The sequence below is a fragment of the Streptomyces sp. NPDC059201 genome, assembly GCF_042754585.1.
Taxonomy (GTDB): domain Bacteria; phylum Actinomycetota; class Actinomycetes; order Streptomycetales; family Streptomycetaceae; genus Streptomyces.
In genome coordinates this window covers 51,184-67,360 of the sequence record NZ_JBHZBB010000018.1, presented here as the reverse complement: position 1 = coordinate 67,360, position 16,177 = coordinate 51,184, and the positions used below count along the sequence as shown (strand labels likewise).

General features: G+C 72.6%; 17 protein-coding genes. 7 read left to right on the top strand and 10 right to left on the bottom strand.

The window, feature by feature from the left end; genetic code table 11:
* Positions 1–2 precede the first annotated feature (2 nt).
* The 5 genes from ACFXMG_RS37265 to ACFXMG_RS37245 form a co-directional block, all read right to left on the bottom strand.
* Positions 3–485 carry a GNAT family N-acetyltransferase gene (locus ACFXMG_RS37265; RefSeq protein ID WP_383827801.1) on the bottom strand — a complete coding sequence of 161 codons (483 nt, stop codon included), beginning with the start codon at positions 483–485 and terminating at the stop codon, positions 3–5.
* Positions 482–1,693 (bottom strand): hypothetical protein, encoded by a 1,212-nt coding sequence (locus ACFXMG_RS37260; RefSeq protein ID WP_383827800.1) that lies wholly within the window; start codon positions 1,691–1,693, stop codon positions 482–484. The genes ACFXMG_RS37265 and ACFXMG_RS37260 overlap by 4 nt, the downstream gene beginning before the upstream one ends.
* A 130-nt stretch (positions 1,694–1,823) precedes the next feature.
* On the bottom strand, positions 1,824–2,798 hold the full coding sequence (locus tag ACFXMG_RS37255) for an ABC transporter substrate-binding protein (RefSeq protein WP_383827798.1): 975 nt from the start codon (positions 2,796–2,798) through the stop codon (positions 1,824–1,826).
* Between the two features lie 34 nt (positions 2,799–2,832).
* Complete coding sequence (locus ACFXMG_RS37250; RefSeq protein ID WP_383827796.1) at positions 2,833–3,501, bottom strand: ABC transporter permease; 669 nt, start codon at positions 3,499–3,501, stop codon at positions 2,833–2,835.
* Position 3,502: 1 nt separating this feature from the next.
* On the bottom strand, positions 3,503–4,189 hold the full coding sequence (locus tag ACFXMG_RS37245; protein ID WP_383827794.1) for an ABC transporter permease: 687 nt from the start codon (positions 4,187–4,189) through the stop codon (positions 3,503–3,505).
* Between the two features lie 160 nt (positions 4,190–4,349).
* Between ACFXMG_RS37245 and ACFXMG_RS37240 the strand changes: the two genes are divergently transcribed.
* Positions 4,350–5,381, top strand: a complete 1,032-nt coding sequence (locus ACFXMG_RS37240; RefSeq protein ID WP_383827792.1) for an ABC transporter ATP-binding protein — start codon at positions 4,350–4,352, stop codon at positions 5,379–5,381.
* A gap of 49 nt (positions 5,382–5,430) precedes the next feature.
* Here ACFXMG_RS37240 and ACFXMG_RS37235 read toward each other — a convergent pair whose 3' ends face one another.
* Positions 5,431–6,543 carry an alpha/beta hydrolase gene (locus ACFXMG_RS37235; protein WP_383827790.1) on the bottom strand — a complete coding sequence of 371 codons (1,113 nt, stop codon included), beginning with the start codon at positions 6,541–6,543 and terminating at the stop codon, positions 5,431–5,433.
* Positions 6,544–6,702: 159 nt separating this feature from the next.
* On the opposite strand from ACFXMG_RS37235, the gene ACFXMG_RS37230 reads away from it, so the two are divergent.
* The 6 genes from ACFXMG_RS37230 (at position 6,703) to ACFXMG_RS37205 (ending at position 11,528) form a co-directional block, all read left to right on the top strand.
* On the top strand, positions 6,703–8,550 hold the full coding sequence (locus ACFXMG_RS37230; protein WP_383827787.1) for a phosphatidylglycerol lysyltransferase domain-containing protein: 1,848 nt from the start codon (positions 6,703–6,705) through the stop codon (positions 8,548–8,550).
* A 37-nt stretch (positions 8,551–8,587) separates the two neighbouring features.
* Entirely contained in the window at positions 8,588–9,451 is an 864-nt protein-coding gene (gene folP, locus ACFXMG_RS37225) for a dihydropteroate synthase (RefSeq protein ID WP_383827786.1), read from the top strand.
* Complete coding sequence (locus ACFXMG_RS37220; RefSeq protein ID WP_383827785.1) at positions 9,448–9,933, top strand: nuclear transport factor 2 family protein; 486 nt, start codon at positions 9,448–9,450, stop codon at positions 9,931–9,933. The genes folP and ACFXMG_RS37220 overlap by 4 nt, the downstream gene beginning before the upstream one ends.
* Positions 9,934–10,044: 111 nt before the next feature.
* Entirely contained in the window at positions 10,045–10,404 is a 360-nt protein-coding gene (gene folB / locus ACFXMG_RS37215) for a dihydroneopterin aldolase (RefSeq protein WP_015034453.1), read from the top strand.
* On the top strand, positions 10,401–11,000 hold the full coding sequence (folK, locus tag ACFXMG_RS37210; RefSeq protein ID WP_383827783.1) for a 2-amino-4-hydroxy-6-hydroxymethyldihydropteridine diphosphokinase: 600 nt from the start codon (positions 10,401–10,403) through the stop codon (positions 10,998–11,000). Before folB ends, folK begins: the two co-directional genes overlap by 4 nt.
* Positions 11,001–11,048: 48 nt before the next feature.
* Complete coding sequence (locus ACFXMG_RS37205; RefSeq protein ID WP_383827781.1) at positions 11,049–11,528, top strand: DUF3180 domain-containing protein; 480 nt, start codon at positions 11,049–11,051, stop codon at positions 11,526–11,528.
* Between the two features lie 19 nt (positions 11,529–11,547).
* On the opposite strand, the gene folE is transcribed toward ACFXMG_RS37205, so the two are convergent.
* The 4 genes from folE to tilS form a co-directional block, all read right to left on the bottom strand.
* Positions 11,548–12,153, bottom strand: coding sequence for a GTP cyclohydrolase I FolE (gene folE / locus ACFXMG_RS37200; protein ID WP_383827779.1), 606 nt, complete (start codon positions 12,151–12,153; stop codon positions 11,548–11,550).
* 101 nt (positions 12,154–12,254) lie between these two features.
* Complete coding sequence (gene ftsH / locus ACFXMG_RS37195; RefSeq protein WP_383827777.1) at positions 12,255–14,282, bottom strand: ATP-dependent zinc metalloprotease FtsH; 2,028 nt, start codon at positions 14,280–14,282, stop codon at positions 12,255–12,257.
* Positions 14,283–14,486: 204 nt separating this feature from the next.
* On the bottom strand, positions 14,487–15,026 hold the full coding sequence (gene hpt, locus ACFXMG_RS37190; RefSeq protein WP_067161225.1) for a hypoxanthine phosphoribosyltransferase: 540 nt from the start codon (positions 15,024–15,026) through the stop codon (positions 14,487–14,489).
* Positions 15,027–15,067: 41 nt separating this feature from the next.
* Positions 15,068–16,084, bottom strand: coding sequence for a tRNA lysidine(34) synthetase TilS (tilS, locus tag ACFXMG_RS37185; RefSeq protein ID WP_383827775.1), 1,017 nt, complete (start codon positions 16,082–16,084; stop codon positions 15,068–15,070).
* Positions 16,085–16,177: the final 93 nt, after the last annotated feature.

Here is a 16,177-nt window from a genome sequence, read left to right as displayed (position 1 = left end):
CCTCAGGGCCGGCCCATCACCACGTAGTCGCGTTCCTCCCGGTCGGGGCGGCGGCGGTCGACGACCGTCCAGCCCCAGCGCGCGTACCGGTCCGTCAGCTCCGGCACGTCGAGGGTCATCAGCAGCGCGGGCCCGGGCGCTCCGGTCAGCAGGGCGTCGTGGAGGGCCCGGCCGAGGCCGCGGCCCTGGTGGGCGGGGGCGACGACGAGTTCGGCGAGCTCGAAGGCGGGGGCGTCGCCGGAGAGGACGGTGTCGGTCCAGCCGGCGGCGAGGCCGCGGAGGGCGCCGTCCTCGTCGAGGGCGGCGACCGCGTGGAAGTCTGTGCGCCGCGCGGCGGAGTCGACGAGCCGGTCCGCGGTCCGTACGGCGCCGAGCGGCGGCTCGTGCCAGGGGGCGGCGCCGAACGCCTGGGCGCACAGGGCGATCAGCTCGTCGCGGCGGGCCCGTGCCTCCTCCGGGAGGAGGAGGCCGATGCCGTGGGTCACTGGTTGACGGCGCCGCGCAGCTCGGCGAGGTCGAGCTGCTCGGTCTCGTCGTGCGCGGTCAGGTCGATGACCTGGCCGATCGGGCCGGCGGCGGAGGGGCGGACCACGACGGGCTCGTCGCCGGTCGGCTGCTCGTCCGCGCGCGCCTCGGGCCGCTCGACGGCGGCGGAGGCGGGGACCGTGGTCAGGGCCGGGCCCTGCGGGCCGCCCGGGGTGACGAGCGTGGGCCGGGCGGCGGCCGCGCGGGCCTCCTCCAGGACCTCCTCGCCCACCACGTCGGCGAGGTCGGTGTCCTGGACGGCCTCGATGGCCGCCTTCTGCGTGCCGAAGAAGTCGAAGCCGCCCTCGGTGCGCTGGACGGGACGGCGGGCCGCGTACGGGACGATCGCGCTGGCCGCCGGGACCGCCGGGGCCCGGTCCTGGGCCGGAGCGGCCGCCGGGGGCAGCGCCTTCGCGGGGGCCGCGGAAGGGCCGAGGGCGGCCGGTCCGGCCGGGGCGTCCTGGCCGTCGGAGCCGTCGGGGCCGTCCTGGGCGTCCGGGCGGGCGTGCTGCTCAGCGGCGGCGTGCCGGCCGCGCGGCTCCTCGGTCTCGGCGGCGCGCTCGGCGAGGTCGCGGGCGCGGGCCGCCTCGGCGGTGCGGCGGGCCTGCTGGGCGGCGGCGTTGCGCGACAGGTCGCGCAGGGCCTCGGCGGCGCGGCGGTACGCCTCCGGGGTGGGCGTCGAACCGGCGGCGGGCAGCTCCTTGGGGGCGTCTTCGGCGGCCTGGGCCAGGACGCGGCGGCCCTCCAGGGCGCTGGCGCGCTCGGTCTCGGCGGTGGCGTAGCGGCGCAGCAGGTCGGCGTGCTCGCCGCGCAGCCCGGCCAGTTCGACGCGCTTGGCGCGGAGCTTGGCGTCCAGGCGGATGCGCAGGGCGCGGGACTCCTCCAGGTCCGCCTCCAGTTCGGCGAGGCGCTCCTCGGCCTTCCACTGGTCGGCGGTGCGGGCGCGGGCCAGCTCGGCGACCTGGCGGCCGGCGCTGCGGTCCCAGCCGCGCATGAGGACGGCACCGGCGACGGCGGCGGCCGCCGCCGCGGCGGCGAGCAGCCGCACGACCACGAGTTCCCCGGGGATCCAGGCGGCCGCGGCGCACACGGCCGCGGCGCCGGCGACCGCGGAGGGCGGCATCAGCTTGTGCAGAGGCGGGGAATGACGGTGGCGTCCACGTGGCATGGCCTGAAATTTACCGTGCGTAGGCACGGTGTGGGGGGTCGGCCCGGCAATCTCTTGGCCACTTCTCGACAACGGAATCGGTGAGACCGCGTTCCGCTTCCGCTTCGGGCCGACTTCCCCTCTCCGACGACTACTTGCCGACCAGCCCCTTCTCCTTCAGATAGGCGGCGGCGACGTCCTCGATCTTGGCCCGCTCGGCGTCGACCTTCCGGTTGAGTTCGGCGAGATCCGCTGTGGTCAGCACCTTGGTGATCTTGTCGAGGGCGGTGGTGACCTCGGGTGCCCCGGCCTCCTTCGCGTTCACCACCGGCAGCACGTTGTCCGCGTTCTGAAGGTGCTTGTCGTCCTCCAGGAAGACCAGGCCGAAACTCTCCACCGTGGCGTCCGTGGTGGTCGTCAGGACCAGCTGGTCCACCCCGTCCTTGACGGCCTGCTTGGCCTGCGGCGTACCGACGCCCTTGGGGTCGATGCCCGCCACGTCGATGCCGTAGGTCTTCTTCAGACCGGGGGCGCAGAAGGGACGGACCGCGCATTCGTCACCCGCCGCGATCTTCACCTTCAGCTTCGCCGCGCCGAGATCGGAAAGGGTCTTCAGCTTGTTCTTCTCGGCGAATTCCTTCGAGACCGCGAAGGCGTTCTGGTCGACCGCCTCCCCGGCTTCCAGGACCTTCAGCCCGCGCGGTTCCGCGAGCTTCCGCAGCGCGTCCACGGTGGCCTTCACGTCACCGGAGGCGACCGGCTTCTCCTCGGGCGCCTTCGGGCCGTTCGCCTTCGCGTTGAGGAATTCCGCGAGCGTCGCCGCGTATTCCGGTACGACGTCGATCTCGCCCTTCTCCAGGGCGGGCTCGTACAGCTCCCGGTTCTTCACGGTGGTGACCGAGACCGAGTAGCCCGCGTCGCGCAGCAGCTGCGCGTAGAGCTCGGCGAGCACCTTCGACTCGGTGAAGCCGGCCGCGCCCACGACCAGGGAGCCCTTGTCGCCGCCGGTGCCCCCCGAGGTCTGCTCCTTGCCCTTCTCCAGGCTGTCGCCGCCGCACGCGGCGAGCGAGACGGCCAGCGCGGCGGCGCCCAGCAGCGCGCCCGTGGCGCGCGAGATCCTGTTCACGAGATCGGTCCTTCGCTTTCGGTGTCGAGATACGTCAAGTCCGAGGGGGCCGGGGCACGAGCAGCCGGTCGAGACCGACCAGCACGCCCTCGACCACGAGCGCCAGCAGCGCCACCAGGACGGCCCCCGCGACCACCTGCGCGGTGTCGTAGAGCGCGAAGCCGGCGGTGATGATCCGGCCGAGGCCGCCCTGGCCGACCATGGCGGCGATGGTCGCGGTGGCGACCACCTGCACGGCGGCGGAGCGGATCCCGGTCATCACCACCGGGGCGGCCAGCGGCAGTTCCACCCGGCGGAAGACCTGGCCGCCCGTCATCCCCATGCCCCGGGCGGCCCGGACGGCCGCCCGGTCGACCTCGCGCACGCCCACGTACGCGTTGGTCAGCAGCGGCGGTATCGCGAAGAGGACCAGGGCGGTCACGGTCGGCACATGGCCCGCGTTCCGCAGCGGGGAGACCATGAAGAGGGCGAGGACCGCGAAGACCGGGACCGCCCGCCCCACGTTCGACACGTTGACCGCCAGCCCGCCGCCGCGCCCGAGGTGGCCGAGCCACAGCCCGAGCGGCAGCGCGACGGCTCCGGCGATCAGCAGCGCCAGCACGCTCACGTACGCGTGCTCGGCGAGGCGCGCGCCGATGCCCTCCTCGCCGGTCCAGTGCGCGCCGGTGGTGAGCCAGGTCCACGCGTCCGTCACGACCCCCACCTCACCCACCCCCCGGCGCGCCCTGGGCCCGTGACCAGGGCGTGAGCAGCCGCTGGACGCCCAGGAGCAGCAGGTCGGCGACGACGGCGAGCAGGACGCACAGCACGGAGGCGGCGAGCACCTGCGCCTTGAAGAAGGTGGGCAGGGCGTCCTCGATGAGGTTGCCGAGGCCGCCGCGGCCGACGACCGAGCCGACGGTGGTGAGCGCGATCGTGGAGACCGTGGCCATCCGGACGCCGGCCATCAGGACCGGCAGCGCGAGCGGCAGTTCGACCTGCCAGAGCAGCCGCCAGCGGCCGAAGCCGAGGCCGCGGGCGGCCTCCCGGGTCTCTGCGGGGACGGCTTCGAGCCCGGCCAGCGTGTTGCGCACCAGGATCGTCAGCGCGTACAGCACCAGGCCGGTGACGACGAGCGCGGAGGAGAGCCCGAAGACGGGCAGCAGCAGCGAGAACATGGCGAGCGACGGCACCGTGTAGAGCAGGGTGGTCAGCCCGAGGACCGGGGCGGCCAGCCGGGGCCGGGCCCGGACGAGGAGGGCCAGCGGCACGGCGACGAGCAGCGCGACGGCCACCGAGGCGGCGGTGAGGCCGATGTGCTGGACCAGGGCGTCGGTCAGCTCCTCGCTGCGGGTGCGCAGATACTCCGCGCAGATCCAGTCGTTGGCGACCAGGCAGTTCGGCGAGCTCATCCGGACCTCCCCCAGGTCGCCGTCGATAGAACGTCTGTGTGACGACCCTAGCCGCCGCCACCGACAACCGGGCCGATCCGGGGCCCCGCGCCGTCGATCCGCCACGTCGCCGCAACACCGCCTTCACACATGCCGGATGACGAGGGGACAGAATGGGCCCATGATCCGGTTCGAACAGGTGACCAAGCGCTATCCGGACGGCACGACGGCGGTCGACGACCTCTCCTTCGAGGTCGCCGAGGGTGAGCTCGTCACGCTCGTGGGCCCCTCGGGCTGCGGCAAGACGACCACGATGATGATGGTGAACCGGCTGGTCGAGCCGACCGCCGGACGCGTCCTCGTCGACGGCCGGGACGTCGCCGGGGTGGACCCGGTCGCCCTGCGCCGCAAGATCGGTTACGTCATCCAGCAGGTCGGGCTCTTCCCCCACCGCACGGTCCTCGACAACACCGCGACCGTCCCCGCCCTGCTCGGCTGGAAGAAGGCCGCCGCACGCGCGCGTGCGGCCGAACTCCTCGAACTCGTCGGCCTCGACCCCGCCGTCCACGGCCCCCGCTACCCCGCCCAGCTCTCCGGCGGACAGCGCCAGCGCGTCGGCGTGGCCCGCGCGCTCGCCGCCGACCCGCCGGTCCTCCTCATGGACGAGCCCTTCGGCGCCGTCGACCCGGTCGTCCGCGAGCGGCTCCAGAACGAGTTCCTCGCCCTCCAGGCCACCGTCCGCAAGACCGTCCTCCTCGTCACCCACGACATCGAGGAGGCCGTCCGGATGGGCGACCGCATGGCCGTCTACGGGCAGGGCCGCATCGAGCAGTTCGACACCCCGGCCACCGTGCTCGCCTCCCCCGCCACCCCGTACGTCGCCGACTTCGTCGGCGGCGACCGCGCCCTCAAGCGGCTGGCGGTCACCCCCGTCACGGCGGAGGACCTCGACCCGCTGCCGGACCCGCTGCCCGCCGCCCTCGCCAAGACCCCCGCCACGCGCGCGCGTACGGACGGCGCCCCCGCCTCCCGTACGGACGGCGCCCCCGTCCCCGTACCCCGCTCCGTCCCGCTCGGAGGGACCCTCAAGGACGCGCTCGCGCTGCTCCTCCAGGACGACTCCGGCCATCTGACCGTCACCGACGCGGACGGGCGGCCGCTCGGCACCCTCACCCCCGCCGGCGTCCACCGCGCCCTGCGCCGCGCCGGCTAGCACCGGCGGCGGGCACCGGCGGCCGGCACCGACGGCCCGGGGTCGGTGATCAGTCCCCGCGGAGCTTCCCGCCCATCCACACCAGGCCGGGCGGGATCTCGCGGTTCCAGGTGGTGAAGTTGTGGCCGCCGCTCGCCAGCGTGATCGAGGAGACCCGGGCCGGGCTCTTCACCTTCCGGATGAACTCCTCGGTCGACTTCAGGTTCCCCTCGCCGGACTTCGACGTCGTCACCAGGAACGAGGAGGCCGGCTGCGGCCGGTGGTCCAGGCTCCACAGCAGGTCGGCCCGCTGCCGCAGCCCCTGGTCCCCGTGGAAGAGGTCGCCGGTCGTCACGTCCTCCGCCGCCTTGTAGTACGCCGAGAAGCCCGCCCCGGCCGCGAACCGGTCCGGATGGTGCAGGGCGATCTTCAGGGCGCAGTACCCGCCCGTCGAGTTCCCCATGAACCCCCAGTTCCGGGGCTTCGTGCCCACCCGGTACGCCTCCGAGACCGCGCGCGGCAGATCCTCGGCGAAGAAGGTCTCCGTCTGCGGGCCGCCCGGCACGTCCACGCACTCGGTGTCCCGGGGCGGCGCCACCGTCGGCCGCAGCATGACCAGGATCATCGGCTGCATCCGCCCGTCCTTGGCCTGGAGATACGCCGACTTCGGGTACTTCAGGCCCTTGATGAGGTTCTCCGCCGTGCCCGGATACCCCGTCAGCACCACCGACGCGGGGAACGACTTCTTCGCGTACGGCTTCTGGAAGTACTCCGGCGGCAGATAGACGAAGGCGGGCGAGGTGATGCCCGACCGGTCGCCCCGGACCACCACATCCTGGATCTGCCCGCCCACCGAGGGCCGCGCGCCGCCCGGCACGTCCAGGGTCCGCGTCCCCACCACCCGCACGTCCTTGGAGGCGGCGCCGTGGTCGACGACCACCCCCATCTCCTGCTCCTGGCCGAAGAGGTCGGCCCAGGAGCCGTAGAAGAGGAAGGAACGGTTCGCCGCGAGCCCGACCGCGGCGAACAGCGCCAACTGCGTCGCCAGCAGCAGCCCGACCCTGCCGAGAACCGGCCGCCAGCCCCGGCGGGCCAGCCGTGGCCACAGCAACACCGTGACCGAGAACAGCGCGACGGCCACCGCCACCGCCGCGACGAGGGCTTTGCCGCTGGTGAGACCCATGAGACGTCCGAACCTTCCTGCCGTGACTTCCCGGACGCCCGACGACTTCCTGAGAATTTCCTGTGCCCGAATGAACCCGCCCCCGCGCAGCCCCGTCCTAAGGGGAGCCCCGAACAGGGGCCGAAAACGACCACGGAAGCACGGGAAGCGCGGGAAGCGATGTCTGTCACGGTAGATGGGGACAAAACATCATCGGTTCCGGTTCGGGTCCGGCGAATTCTGCGCGGCCCGGCCCCGGAGCGGGTCCCCTCCCTCATCGGTACGGCCTGCACCCTGATCGGACTCGTCGACATCGCCGCCGGGGTCTTCCCCCGGTTCCGCGCCAGTCGCGTCCACGCCCTCGCCGAGGTCCTCCCCGGCACCCTGGGCCCCCTCTCCGCCGCCGTCTCCCTGTGCGCCGGCGTCCTCCTGCTCCTCCTCGCCCACGGCCTCAAGCGCCACAAGCGCCGCGCCTGGCGGGCGGTCGTCCTCCTCCTGCCGCTCGGCGCCGTCGCCCAGTTCGTCTGGCGCCACTCGATCCTCGGCTCGCTGCTCTCGCTCGGCCTGCTCGCCCTGCTGCTGCGCCACCGCGACCAGTTCGCCGCCCTCCCCGACCCCCGCAGCCGCTGGCGCGCACTCGCCAACTTCGTCGTCATGGGCGCCGGTTCGCTCGCCCTCGGCCTCGTCGTCGTCAGCGCCCACCCCCGCCGGGTCGTCGGCGACCCCAGCCTCACCGACCGCCTCGAACACGTCCTCCTCGGCCTCTTCGGCGTCGAGGGCCCCGTCGCCTACACCCACGGCGTCGACTGGACCGTCGGCTACTCCCTGGGCGCGCTCGGCCTGCTCACCGCGCTGACCACGCTCTACCTCGCGCTCCGCCCCGAACACCCCGCCGCCCGCCTCACCGACGACGACGAGGCCCGGCTCCGCGCCCTCCTCGAACGGCACGGCGCCCGCGACTCGCTCGGCCACTTCGCGCTCCGCCACGACAAGGGCGTCGTCTTCTCCCCCAGCGGCAAGGCCGCCGTCTGCTACCGCGTCGTCTCCGGCGTCATGCTCGCCAGCGGCGACCCCATCGGCGACGTCGAGGCATGGCCCGGCGCCATCGAACGCTTCATGGACGAGGCCCGCGCCCACTCCTGGACCCCCGCCGTCATGGGCTGCTCCGAGACCGGCGGCCAGGTCTGGACCCGCGAGACCGGGCTCGACGCCCTCGAACTCGGCGACGAGGCCGTCATCGACGTCGACGCCTTCTCCCTCTCCGGCCGCGCCATGCGCAACGTCCGCCAGATGGTCAAGCGGATCGAGCGCAACGGCTACACCACGCGCGTGCGCCGCGTCCGGGACCTCTCCGAGGCCGAACTCGAACGCGTCCGCGGAGCCGCCGCCGACTGGCGCGGCACCGACACCGAGCGCGGCTTCTCCATGGCCCTCGGCCGGATCGGCGCCCCCGGCGACGGCGACGCCGTCATAGCGACCGCCCACCTCACCGACCCCGGCGGTTCCGAAGGACCCTACGGCGACCTCAAAGCGATGATCCACTTCGTGCCCTGGGGAACCGACGGCATGTCCCTGGAGCTCATGCGCCGCGACCGCAGCGCGGATCCCGGCATGAACGAGCTCCTCATCGTCGCCGCCCTCCAGGCCGCCCCCGCCCTCGGCATCAAGCGCGTCTCCCTCAACTTCGCCATGTTCCGCTCCACCCTCGCCCGCGGCGAACGGATCGGTGCCGGCCCCGTCCTGCGCCTCTGGCGCGGCCTCCTCCTCTTCCTCTCCCGCTGGTTCCAGATCGAGTCGCTCTACAAGTTCAACGCCAAGTTCCAGCCCCGCTGGGAGCCCCGCTTCGTGGTCTACCGCGCCGGCCGCGACCTGCCCCGCATCGGCCTCGCCGCCATGCAGGCCGAAGGCTTCCTCACCCTCGCCCTGCCCCGCCCCTTCGCCCGCCGCCGCCCCGCCCGGGCCCCGCGCCCCTGCGCCCACGTCGTCGCGCCGCGTACCGAGCGGGAGCGCCAGGTCAGTGCGGCCTGAAACCACCCCCGACCCGCACGGGCCCTACGCTGGTCGTATGAGTACGACGATCGACCGGGGCGCTCCCCTCGGCCTTCCCGAGTGGGACCGCTGCGCGGTCATGGGCGTGGTCAACGTGACCCCGGACTCCTTCTCCGACGGCGGCCGCTGGTTCGACACCACGGCCGCCGTCAAGCACGGCCTCGACCTCGTCGCCCAGGGCGCCGACCTCGTCGACGTCGGCGGCGAGTCCACCCGTCCCGGCGCCAGCCGCGTCGACGAGGAGGAGGAGCTCCGCCGGGTCGTCCCCGTCGTCCGCGGCCTCGCCGCCGAGGGCGTCACCGTCTCCGTCGACACCATGCGGGCCTCCGTCGCCTCCGCCGCCGTCGCGGCCGGCGCCGTGCTCGTCAACGACGTCAGCGGCGGCCTCGCCGACCCCGGCATGGTCCCCGCCGTCGCCGCCGCCGAGGTCCCCTTCGTCGTCATGCACTGGCGCGGATTCAGCCAGGACATGAACGGCCTCGCCGTCTACGAGGACGTCGTCACCGAGGTCGTCACCGAGCTCCGCACCCGGATGGAGGCCGTCATCGACGGCGGCGTCGCCCCCGAGCGGATCGTCATCGACCCCGGGCTCGGCTTCGCCAAGCTCGCCCCCCACGACCTCGCGCTCGTCGCCCACCTCCCCGCGCTGCGCGCGCTCGGCCGCCCCCTCCTGGTCGCCGCCTCCCGCAAGCGCTTCCTCGGGCACGTGCTCACCCGCGAGCCCGGCGCCACCCCGCCGCCCGCCCGCGAGCGCGACGCCGCCACCGCCGCCGTCTCCGCCCTCGCCGCCCACGAGGGCGCCTGGGCCGTCCGCGTCCACGAGGTCCGGGCCACCGCCGACGCCGTCCGGGTCGCCCGCGCCGTCGAGGGAGCCCGGTGACCGGCGGGCGCGAGACCGACCGGGCCGCCGTCGAAGCCGTCAACACCGCCTTCTACGAGGCGCTGGAGGAGGGCGACTTCGACGGCCTCGAAGACCTCTGGCTCGACGACGGCGCCACCGACATCTCGTGCGTCCACCCCGGCTGGCCGGTCCTCACCGGCCGCGGCGAGGTGCTGCGCTCGTACGCGCTGATCATGGCGCACACCGACTACATCCAGTTCTTCCTCACCGACGTACGGATCTCCCTGGCCGGCGACACCGCCCTCGTCACCTGCACCGAGAACATCCTCAGCGGCGGCCCCGCCGAGGACGGCGCCGAGCTCGGCCCCCTCGTCGGACAGCTCGTCGTCGCCACCAACGCCTTCCGCCGGACCCCCGAGGGCTGGCGGATCTGGTCCCACCACGCCTCCCCCGTCATCGCCGGACCCGACGACGACACACCCCCCGCGACCCCGGACGACGACCCCGGATCCGCCGTCTGACGGCCCCGACAGCAAGCGCTGTCGGTGCCCGCAGGTAGATTCGATGGAGGACACCCGGCCGTCCGCACCCGGCTGCGTGCCCCCGCAACTACGACAGCAGGAGTGATTCGCGTGGATCGTGTCGCGCTGCGCGGCCTCAAGGCCCGAGGTCACCACGGCGTCTTCCCCAAGGAGCGCGAGGAGGGGCAGACCTTCATCGTGGACCTGGTCCTCGGCCTCGACACCCGCCCGGCGGCCGCCGACGACGACCTCACCAAGACCGTCCACTACGGCGTCGTCGCCGAGGAGGTCGTCGACGTGGTCCAGGGTGAGCCCGTGGACCTGATCGAGACCCTCGCCGAGCGCATCGCCCAGCAGTGCCTCAGCCACGCGGGCGTCCAGGAGGTCGAGGTGGTCGTCCACAAGCCGGACGCCCCCATCACCGTCCCCTTCGACGACGTCACCATCACCATCACCCGGAGCCGTCGATGAAAGCGAACCAGAGCGACCCCACCGTCCAGCCCGTGCCGGCGTCCGTCGTCGAGACCGTCGACGCCGCCGACATCACGCTCTCCAACCCCCGGTGGGCCGTCCTCGCCCTCGGTGCCAACCTCGGCAACCGCCTGGAGACCCTCCAGGGGGCCGTCGACGCCCTCGGCGACACCCCCGGCCTCCGCGTCAAGGCGGTCTCCCCGGTGTACGAGACCGAGCCCTGGGGCGTCGAGCCGGGCAGCCAGCCCTCGTACCTCAACGCCGTCGCCGTCGTGAAGACGACCCTGCCGCCCTCCTCCCTCCTGGAGCGCGCCCACGCCGTCGAGGAGGCGTTCCTGCGCCGCCGGGACGAGCGCTGGGGCGCCCGCACGCTGGACGTCGACATCGTCACGTACGCGGACGTGGTCTCCGACGACCCCGTCCTCACCCTCCCCCACCCCCGCGCCCACCAGCGCGCCTTCGTGCTGGCCCCCTGGCACGACGTGGACCCGGAGGCCCAGCTCCCCGGCCACGGCGCGGTGGCGGCCCTCCTGGCCGCCGTCGACCGCGCCGGCGTGACGCCCCGGACCGATCTGGAACTCCGTCTCCCCGAGTAGTCGTTACGCTACGTGGCAGACCACCCGCGACCACGTGAAGGACACCCGGTGAAACAACTGCGGCTCAAGGTGCTCGCCGGACTCTTCCTGGTCGCCGGCATCCTCTCCTGGGGCGGCGCCCGCCTGTGGGACTCCGTCGGCACGCTCCCCAGCGTGCCGCTCGCCGCGCCCATCGTCCTCGCCGTGATCGCGGTGGTCCTGACCGCCACCGCCCTCTCGATCCGGGCCCGCCTCAAGGCCCAGCGCGAGCGCCGGCCCGGAGCAAAGGGCGTCGAACCCCTGATGGCGGCCCGCGCGGTCGTCTTCGGCCAGGCCAGCGCCCTGGTCGCCGCCCTCGTCGCCGGTCTCTACGGCGGCGTGGGCGTCTTCCTGCTCGGATCCCTCGACGTCCCGGCCCGCCGCGACCAGGCGCTCTACGCCGCGGCCTCCGTCGTCGCCGGCTTCGCCGTCATCGCCGCCGCCCTCTTCCTGGAGCGCGTCTGCAAGCTCCCCGAGGACGACGAAGGCCCGGGCAGCGCCCGGGCCTGAGGCCGCTCTCCGCCGCGCGTCAGCGCGCCATGACGAGGCTCATCGCCTCGGCACGGGTCGCGGGGTCCCGCAGCTGGCCCCGGACCGCCGAGGTGATGGTCTTCGCGCCCGGCTTGCGGATGCCGCGCATCGACATGCACATGTGCTCGCACTCGACGACCACGATCACCCCGCGGGGCTCCAGGATCTCCATCAGCGAGTCCGCGACCTGCGTGGTGAGACGTTCCTGCACCTGCGGGCGGCGGGCGTAGACGTCGACCAGCCGGGCCAGCTTCGACAGACCCGTGATCTTGCCCGTCGTCGACGGGATGTACCCCACGTGGGCCACCCCGTGGAACGGGACGAGGTGGTGCTCACAGGTCGAGTACACCTCGATGTCCTTGACCAGCACCATCTCGTCGTGGCCGAGGTCGAACGTGGTCGTCAGCACGTCCTGCGGCTCCTGCCACAGGCCCGCGAAGATCTCCTTGTACGCCCGCGCCACACGCGCCGGGGTCTCCCTCAGGCCCTCGCGGTCCGGGTCCTCGCCGACCGCGATGAGGAGCTCCCGTACGGCGTTCTCGGCGCGCTTCTCGTCGAACTCGCCGATCGTGCCCTCGCCGTCCAGCGTCACCGGGTCCGTCATCTGTGCCTCGTTCCGTCTGGTCTGACTTGGCGCGAAAAAAGGCCGCGCCCCCACAGGCTAGAACCTGTGGGGGCGCGGCTTCCATTCCGGGGGTCCGGGGCTCAGGGCTCCGGGGTCTCCTCGGGGGCGATGTCGATGCCCTTGGTGGTGTCCACCGGGGCCGTGCCGTTCGCCGACGTGCCGTTCGCGCCGTTCGTCAGGGCCAGCTCCTTGGGGGAGAGCACCGGCGGACGCGTGGACGGGGTGCGGCGGGACGAGCCGGTCCAGGCCGGACGGGCCGGGCGCTTGACGATCGGCGCGAAGATCTCGGCGATCTCCTCCTTGCCCAGGGTCTCCCGCTCCAGGAGGGCCAGGACCAGGTTGTCGAGGACGTCGCGGTTCTCGACCAGGATCTCCCACGCCTCGTTGTGCGCGGTCTCGATGAGCTTCTTGACCTCTTCGTCGACCAGCGCGGCGACCTCTTCCGAGTAGTCCCGCTGGTGCGCCATCTCACGGCCGAGGAAGGGCTCGGTGTTGTCGCCGCCGAACTTGATGGCGCCGAGCCGCTCGGTCATGCCGTACTGCGTGACCATCGCGCGGGCCGTGGCGGTGGCCTTCTCGATGTCGTTCGCGGCGCCCGTCGTCGGGTCGTGGAAGACGAGCTCCTCCGCCGCGCGGCCGCCCATCATGTACGCGAGCGTGTCGAGCATCTCGTTGCGCGTGGTGGAGTACTTGTCCTCGTCCGGCAGGACCATCGTGTAGCCCAGGGCGCGGCCGCGGGACAGGATGGTGATCTTGTGGACGGGGTCGGCGTTCGGAGAGGCCGCCGCGACCAGGGCGTGGCCGCCCTCGTGGTACGCGGTGATCTTCTTCTCCTTGTCCGACATGATCCGGGTCCGCTTCTGCGGGCCCGCGACCACACGGTCGATCGCCTCGTCGAGCGCCTTGTTGTCGATCAGCTTCTGGTCCGAACGGGCGGTGAGGAGCGCCGCCTCGTTGAGGACGTTGGAGAGATCGGCACCCGTGAAGCCGGGGGTGCGGCGGGCGACGGCGCCGAGGTCGACGTCCGGCGCGACCGGCTTGCCCTTCTGGTGGACCTTGAGGATCTCCAGACGGCCCAGCATGTCGGGGCGGTCGACCGCGATCTGGCGGTCGAAGCGGCCCGGGCGCAGCAGGGCGGGGTCGAGGATGTCGGGGCGGTTCGTGGCGGCGATCAGGATGACGCCGCCCTTCACGTCGAAGCCGTCCATCTCGACGAGCAGCTGGTTGAGCGTCTGCTCGCGCTCGTCGTGTCCACCACCGAGGCCGGCGCCGCGGTGGCGGCCGACCGCGTCGATCTCGTCGACGAAGACGATGGCCGGGGCGTTGGCCTTGGCCTGCTCGAAGAGGTCGCGGACCCGGCTGGCGCCGACACCGACGAACATCTCGACGAAGTCGGAACCGGAGATCGAGTAGAACGGCACCCCGGCCTCGCCGGCGACGGCGCGCGCGAGGAGCGTCTTGCCGGTACCGGGCGGGCCGTACAGCAGCACGCCCTTGGGGATCTTGGCGCCGACGGCCTGGAACTTCGCGGGCTCCTGGAGGAATTCCTTGATCTCGTGGAGTTCCTCGACGGCCTCGTCCGAGCCGGCCACGTCGGCGAACGTGGTCTTCGGGGTGTCCTTGGTGATCAGCTTCGCCTTGGACTTGCCGAACTGCATGACGCGGGAGCCGCCGCCCTGCATCTGGTTCATCAGGAACAGGAAGACGACCACGATGAGGACGAAGGGGAGGAGCGAGAGCAGGATCGAGACGAAGGGCGACTGCTTCGTCGGGGAGACGGTGTAGCCCTTCTCGATCTGCCCGGCCTCGAACTTCTCCTGGAGCTTGTCGGCCAGGTCTGCGCCCTGGGTGCCGATGTAGCTGGCCTGGATCTTGCTGCTGTTGTCGATCTTCAGGCCGTCGACGAGCTCGGCCTTGATGATCTGTTCGTCACCGGTGGTGAGCTTGACCTGCTTGACCTGGTTCTTGTCGATCGCCTGGACGACCTTGCCGGTGTCCACCGTCTTGTAGCCCTCGGACGAGCCGACGACCTGCATCAGCACGACCACGGCGAGGACGGCCAGCACGATCCACATGACCGGCCCACGGAAGTATCGCTTCACGTCCATCCATACGGAGCGAGAACGCCCCGTCCCTCCTGCCCGTAGGTAAATGCCTCTGTGTGAGAAAGCTGTATCGAGAAAGCTGTGCGGGAAAAGCGGTGTGAGAAAAGCTGTTCTTCGGACGGTACCTCAGCATCGTCGCCCGCGACCGCCTTCCCGTGGTTCAACGGGGGGAAGGCGGTGCGGGTTCCCCGCCGGGCGGGGGTGTGCTCAGCCGCCGTAGACGTGCGGGGCGAGCGTGCCGACGAACGGGAGGTTCCGGTACTTCTCGGCGTAGTCGAGGCCGTAGCCGACGACGAACTCGTTCGGGATGTCGAAGCCGATCCACTTCACGTCGATGGCGACCTTGGCGGCGTCGGGCTTGCGCAGCAGGGTGCAGACCTCCAGGGAGGCGGGCTCGCGCGAGCCGAGGTTCGACAGGAGCCAGGACAGCGTCAGGCCGGAGTCGATGATGTCCTCGACGATCAGGACGTGCTTGCCCTTGATGTCGGTGTCGAGGTCCTTGAGGATGCGGACGACGCCCGAGGACTGGGTGCCGGCGCCGTAGGAGGAGACGGCCATCCAGTCCATGGTGACGGGGGTGGACAGGGCGCGTGCCAGGTCCGCCATCACCATCACGGCGCCCTTGAGGACTCCGACGATGAGCAGGTCCTTGCCCGCGTATTCCGCGTCGATCTTCGCGGCCAGCTCGGCCAGCTTGGCGTCGATCTCTTCCTTGGTGATGAGCACCGACTGGAGGTCGGTGCCCATGTCCTTCTCGTTCACCCGGGTCACTTTCGTTGCAGCGTGCGTCAGCCTTGCCGGATGACCAGTCTGCCACCCTGGCGGCGGGCTTCGACGCGTCCGGGCAGGTTGATGGCCCCCTGGCCGCGCCAGCCGGTGATGAGCCGGTCGAGTTCCTCGATGTGCCGGGCGAAGAGGGAGCCGGCGGGGGCGCCCTCGGCGATGACCGCGCGGCGCAGGACGCGGCGGCGCACGGCGGGGGGCAGTCCGAAGAGCTTGGAGCACTCGAGGGCGCCGGCCTCGTCGCGTACCGAGGTCTCGGCGTCGGCGGCCCAGGTGTCGAGGGCGTCGGCGTCGTCGCGGGAGAGCTGGGCCGTCCGGGCGAGGGCTTCGACGACGCCCTTGCCGAGGGCCTTCTCCAGGGCGGGCAGGCCCTCGTGGCGCAGGCGGGAGCGGGTGTAGGCCGGGTCGCTGTTGTGGGGGTCGTCCCAGACGGCGAGCTCCTGGGCGATGCACGCCTTGCGGACGGTCTGCCGGTCGAGCTGGAGGAAGGGGCGGCGGTAGCGCCCCTGGGTGCCGGAGACGGCGGCCATGCCGGAGAGGGAGCGGATGCCGGAGCCGCGGGCGAGGCCGAGGAGGACGGTCTCGGCCTGGTCGTCCCTGGTGTGCCCGAGGAGGATCGCGGTGGCGCCGTGGCGCTCGGCGGCGGCGTCGAGGGCCGCGTAGCGCGCGTCGCGGGCGGCGGCCTCGGGGCCGCCCTCGCGCCCGACGGTGACGGCGACGGCCTCGACGGGGCCGAGACCGAGGGAGGTCATGCGGTCGGCGACCTCGCCGGCGCGGCCGGAGGAGCCGTCCTGGAGGCCGTGGTCGACGGTGATGCCGCCGGCCCGGACGGGGAGCTTGCGCGCCTCGAAGGCGAGGGCGGAGGCGAGCGCCATGGAGTCGGCGCCGCCGGAGCAGGCGACCAGCACCAGAGGGTGCGCGTCGCGGGGGGCTGCGGGGTCGGTGGGGTGCTCGGTGAGGACGTCGTGGAGTACGCGGCGGACCGCCAGGCGTATCGCCGCGACCGCAGGATGGGGACCCATGGTTCGGTGCCCTTCGTGAATGGGGTGGGGTGCCTCGGTCGGAGTCTTAACGGTCGGAATGGGGTGTTCGGTCACTCAGAGTGCGACGATGGT

Coding starts and splice junctions, on each gene's coding strand:
- ACFXMG_RS37260 (WP_383827800.1), bottom strand. CDS start 1,693: ATGCCACGTGGACGCCACCGTCATTCCCCGCCTCTGCACAAGCTGATG.
- ACFXMG_RS37245 (WP_383827794.1), bottom strand. CDS start 4,189: ATGAGCTCGCCGAACTGCCTGGTCGCCAACGACTGGATCTGCGCGGAG.
- ACFXMG_RS37240 (WP_383827792.1), top strand. CDS start 4,350: ATGATCCGGTTCGAACAGGTGACCAAGCGCTATCCGGACGGCACGACG.
- ACFXMG_RS37235 (WP_383827790.1), bottom strand. CDS start 6,543: ATGGGTCTCACCAGCGGCAAAGCCCTCGTCGCGGCGGTGGCGGTGGCC.
- ACFXMG_RS37230 (WP_383827787.1), top strand. CDS start 6,703: ATGTCTGTCACGGTAGATGGGGACAAAACATCATCGGTTCCGGTTCGG.
- folP (WP_383827786.1), top strand. CDS start 8,588: ATGAGTACGACGATCGACCGGGGCGCTCCCCTCGGCCTTCCCGAGTGG.
- folK (WP_383827783.1), top strand. CDS start 10,401: ATGAAAGCGAACCAGAGCGACCCCACCGTCCAGCCCGTGCCGGCGTCC.
- folE (WP_383827779.1), bottom strand. CDS start 12,153: ATGACGGACCCGGTGACGCTGGACGGCGAGGGCACGATCGGCGAGTTC.
- ftsH (WP_383827777.1), bottom strand. CDS start 14,282: ATGGACGTGAAGCGATACTTCCGTGGGCCGGTCATGTGGATCGTGCTG.
- hpt (WP_067161225.1), bottom strand. CDS start 15,026: ATGGGCACCGACCTCCAGTCGGTGCTCATCACCAAGGAAGAGATCGAC.
- tilS (WP_383827775.1), bottom strand. CDS start 16,084: ATGGGTCCCCATCCTGCGGTCGCGGCGATACGCCTGGCGGTCCGCCGC.